4 protein-coding genes are annotated in these 4,118 nt (G+C 68.9%); 2 read left to right on the top strand and 2 right to left on the bottom strand.

Annotated elements, in window-relative coordinates; genetic code table 11:
- Window positions 1-918 (bottom strand): EpsD family peptidyl-prolyl cis-trans isomerase (locus tag Y694_RS20145; protein WP_036235854.1); only part of this gene is annotated, 918 nt, incomplete at its 3' end.
- Window positions 919-1,084: 166 nt separating this feature from the next.
- Window positions 1,085-1,564 carry a PEP-CTERM sorting domain-containing protein gene (locus Y694_RS20140; RefSeq protein WP_036235851.1) on the bottom strand — a complete coding sequence of 160 codons (480 nt, stop codon included), beginning with the start codon at window positions 1,562-1,564 and terminating at the stop codon, window positions 1,085-1,087.
- A 441-nt stretch (window positions 1,565-2,005) separates the two neighbouring features.
- On the opposite strand from Y694_RS20140, the gene Y694_RS20135 reads away from it, so the two are divergent.
- Both Y694_RS20135 and Y694_RS22855 read left to right on the top strand, forming a co-directional pair.
- The gene (locus Y694_RS20135; RefSeq protein ID WP_036235848.1) at window positions 2,006-2,683 is read left to right on the top strand and encodes a sugar transferase; all 678 of its coding nucleotides are present in this window, start codon (window positions 2,006-2,008) and stop codon (window positions 2,681-2,683) included.
- A 68-nt stretch (window positions 2,684-2,751) separates the two neighbouring features.
- Window positions 2,752-3,987 carry a glycosyltransferase family 4 protein gene (locus tag Y694_RS22855; RefSeq protein WP_051495931.1) on the top strand — a complete coding sequence of 412 codons (1,236 nt, stop codon included), beginning with the start codon at window positions 2,752-2,754 and terminating at the stop codon, window positions 3,985-3,987.
- Window positions 3,988-4,118 lie beyond the last annotated feature (131 nt).

Here is a 4,118-nt window from a genome sequence, read left to right as displayed (position 1 = left end):
CGAAGCCGCGGGCACTGCGGGCGGGAGGGCGGCCGCCGCGGCGCCGGCCGGTGCCGCTTGGGCGAACTGACCCAGGTACTGGACCTCCGCGGTGCTGCGCAGCGCCTTCAGCTCGGCATCCACCTTCTGCTGCTTGCGTTCGTTCATCAGGAACTGCTCGATGCTGGCGCGCGCCTCGTCCAGACTGCGGGGCGCCGGTGCGGCCGCCGTGAGCACCAGCACGCGCAGCCCCTGCGGCTGCACGAGGAAGCCCACCTCGCCTTCCTTCATGCCGGCCAGCCGGTCGAGCAGCGGCAGGGGCCAGTCCTCGGCGGGTCGGGTGGCCGAGCTCAGCGAGTAGGGTAGGCCCGTGCCTGCCAGCTCCGCCAGCAGGGCGGGTGTCGACTTTGCGGCGGCCAGCCTGGCCTGCAGGGCCGGCACGGCCTCTGCCGGCGCCGCGATGCCGATGTCCTGCACCGAGTAGAGGCGTCGGGTCTTGAACAGGGCGGGGCGCTCGTCGTAGAAGCGGTCGATGTCCTGCGCCGTGGGTTTGGCCGCGCTGTCGGCCAGGCGATCGATGTAGGCCCGCGCCAGCACCTCGCGGCGCGCGAAATCCACGGCCTGCACCACTTGCGGGTCGCGATCGATCTTGGCGTCGCCGGCCTTCTGCACGGCCAGCTCCAGCTGGATCAGGCGCTCCAGTGCGGTGCGGCTGGCGACCTCGACCTGCTCGGGCCGCAGGTCGGCCTGCCGTTGCAGCACCAGATTCACCTGGTGGATCGAGACCTCGCCGCTGCCCACGCGGGCCGCGACCTGCGAGCTGCGGGCTTCCTGGCGCTCACCGCACGCAGCGAGCCCCACGAGGCTGCAGGTCGCGAGCAGCGCGAGGCGTGCGCGCGGACGGCGGCGGCTGGAGGCGGAGGGGTTGAAAAGCTTCATCGGATGAGAGAGGCGGGATAACCCTGACCATAGCAAGACTGGTGCGCGATCACGACGAAAGCGACGACAACAGCGGTGTGCGGCTGTATCCGTTCGATGCCGCAAAAGACAAAGGCGCCCCGGAGGGCGCCTCGTGCGGGCACGTCACCGGAGCCCGGAACGACACTCAGCGGGCGACCTTGGCCGACTTGCGCTGGCGGCGGGCCGCAACGGCCAGCCCGCCCGCGCCCATCAGGGCCAGCAACAGGGCCGCTGGTTCCGGCACGGCGGTGGCCGCCGACTGGAGGCTGTAGCTGCCCTTCGGGAAGAAACCGCCGAGCACGCCGTAGTAGTAGTTGCCGCTGGAGAGGTTGGCGAAGCTCTGTGTGGCCGTGGTGCCGTTCGACCCACCGAACAGCAGCCCGCCGAGATAGCGGTTGTCGTCGGCGTCGAACAGGCCCAGGCCGAGGATGCCGCTGCTCTTGGTGATCTCGAGCGTGGTCTGCAGTGTCGACGGGGCCGACAGCTGGAAATTGAACACGTCGGCCACGGTGAACTGCTTGCCCGAGTTGTAGGTGAACGAGCCTTCGGTGTAGTTGCCGACGAAGGCGTTCGCATGCAGGGCCACAGTGGCCAGCGCGGCAACGAGATAGGACTTCAGATTCATGCTGTCTCCTGAGGGCTCTGCGCTTCGAGGTGCGCGCGATGCAATGAGTTTGAGGGAGCCCGCTCGATGCAGTGTTGCTCAATTGCTGCAGTGTGTCAAAACATGTAGTTTTTCGGGGTACTCGGATCGCGTTGCCGTCGAAGCTCCGTGGAGGTGCCGCATGTGCCTGATGCAGCGTGCCGTGCACGCGCCTCGCTACCCGGAGAGCCCATCGCTTCCCATCCCGCAGATCGAAGCAGGCTCGAAACGCTCTATGAGAACGAGCCGGTTCGATGCGCGGTCTTCGCGCCGCCACATGCTCTTACAACAACGGGCTCTGAAGCGCTCCGAAACGGCGAAGGACCCCCAAAGCCGTAATCGCAAGTAACTCCCACGTCATTTTTGGCTTGGATCTTGCACTGCAGCAATACTGCCGCAAAATCGGTCGATGGGAGATATCGAATGACTGCTGCGTCCTACGTGTTCAACGCTCTGCGGGTGAAGGGCCGTACCGGCCCGCGCCACTCTGCGCTCGACGCGGTGAACACGGTGTTCAATCAGGTGCTCGCATTCATCATCCTGGTGCTTCTGAGCCCGGTGATGCTGCTGGTCTCCTGGCTCATCTGGCGCCGCGACGGGGCTCCGATCTTCTTCGGCCACTATCGCGTGGGCCGCGATGGCCGGCTGTTCCGCTGCCTCAAGTTCCGCAGCATGTATGTCAATGCCGAGCAGATGCTCGCCGATGTGCTGCGCGACGATGCCGAGGCCCGCGCCGAATGGGCGCGCGACCACAAGCTCACGAAGGACCCGCGCGTCACGCCGGTCGGTGACTTCCTGCGACGCACCAGCCTCGACGAACTGCCGCAACTCTTCAATGTGCTGCGCGGCGAGATGAGCCTCGTGGGCCCGCGACCCATCACGGTGTCCGAGCTCACCCGCTACGGCCGCGTGCGCTGGCACTACCTCAGCGTGCGGCCCGGCATGACCGGCCTGTGGCAGGTGAGCGGTCGCAACGAGACCTCGTATGCGGAGCGGGTCGCGATGGACCGCTACTACGTCGGGCGGCGTTCGCTGTGGCTGAACGCGTGGATCCTTTTCCAGACGATCGCCGTCGTGGCCACGCGGCGGGGTGCGCGCTGAAGCGCGCGGCGCGGGCCGCCGGGGAGCCCGCGCGACGTCGTGCTGCCGTTCGAACTGAAGAGACCTCGATGCAAGGCGTTCGAACCCCGCCCGTCGCGACCACGGGCCGCGTGGTGCACCTGGTGGGCCCGCTGACCGACGAGATCTTCAGTTTCCTCGGTCCCGCGACCGAGACGCTCGCCGACTGCGGTCTGGAGCAGACCGTGCTGGTCGCCGACGACCTGCGCTACCGCTACCAGCTCCCGCGCTTCCATGCGCGCATCGACCTCGTGCTGGTGCCGGCGCACGGCGGCGTGAGCCAGCGTGCCCAGGCCGCCATGCAGGCGCTGCGCGACATCCTCGTTGCCGCGGAGGACGTGAAGGCGGTGCACCTGCACGGCTTCCTGCCCTCGCTGATCGGCTCCTACGTGGCGCGCTCGATCGGTCTCGACGTGCCCATGTACTACTCGCCGCACGGCTCGAAGTCGCTGGACTCGCTGCGACGGGTGGGCGACCTGATGCTGTGGTCGCTCCGGCCGGTGATCGGCTCGCTGCGCGACCTGCGCGCCATCACCAGCCTGGCCCAGGAGGCGCGGGTATTGCACACGCAGACCGAGACGCAGTCGATCGACGTGGCCGAGAGCCCGGTGGCCGATGCGTTCTTCGAGGTCGAGCGCCACGAGGTGCCGCACCCGCTGATCGTCACCGGCAGCCGGGTCCACGACCCGCGTGCGGCCGAACTGTTCGCGCAGTTGGCAGTTCTGCTGAGCGACAAGGCGCTGCGCCTGAGCTTCAACTGGATCGGCCACACCGACCAGAACTCGCTGGTGCGCCTGAGCGCGGCCGACGTCAGCGTGCACGACGTCCGGCAGGACGCCGACCTGGCCTCGCGGCTGGCGGCCGGCTGGATCTACCTGGCGCCCGGGCGGACGCGCGGCTTCCCGGTGTTCCTGGCCGAGGCGATGGCGGTCGGGCTGCCCTGTGTGGCCATCGACACGCCTGACCACCGCGACATCATCCGCCACGGCGAAACCGGCTTCCTGTGCCGCAACGAGGAAGAGATCCTGCACAGCATCGCTCAACTGATCGACCTGCCGGCGCTGCGTGCCGAGATCGGCGAGGCCGCACGCGCCTCGGCGAAGCGCCGCTTCAGCGAGGCGCGGTTCCGCGATTCGCTGATGTCGGCCTACGACCTGCCAGCCACCGGGCCCGGCGGGCTGGCGCCGATGGACCTGGGCGCCATCGGCCTCACGTCCGCCACACCCGCGGCTCCGCCCCCGCGCAGTCCCACGCCAGCCGGCGCCATCGACCTCTCACCGCTCTGAGCCGCTGCATCAGCGGCTCCACCCGCGCGCCCAGCATGCGCAGCACGACCGCGTGGTCGTGCGGGGCGGTCACGCCCGGCGGCTCGGCGCCCGGTTGTGCGGCCGAGTCGGGCGCGCGTGCGGCGTCGATC

This window comes from Methylibium sp. T29-B (genome assembly GCF_000576225.1).
Lineage (GTDB): Bacteria > Pseudomonadota > Gammaproteobacteria > Burkholderiales > Burkholderiaceae_C > Methylibium > Methylibium petroleiphilum.
This window is presented reverse-complemented; position numbering and strand designations above follow the sequence as displayed.

What these genes read in the sequence shown, in the direction of transcription:
- Y694_RS20140 (WP_036235851.1), bottom strand. Translation starts at nt 1,564, where the DNA reads ATGAATCTGAAGTCCTATCTCGTTGCCGCGCTGGCCACTGTGGCCCTG.
- Y694_RS20135 (WP_036235848.1), top strand. Translation starts at nt 2,006, where the DNA reads ATGACTGCTGCGTCCTACGTGTTCAACGCTCTGCGGGTGAAGGGCCGT.
- Y694_RS22855 (WP_051495931.1), top strand. Translation starts at nt 2,752, where the DNA reads ATGCAAGGCGTTCGAACCCCGCCCGTCGCGACCACGGGCCGCGTGGTG.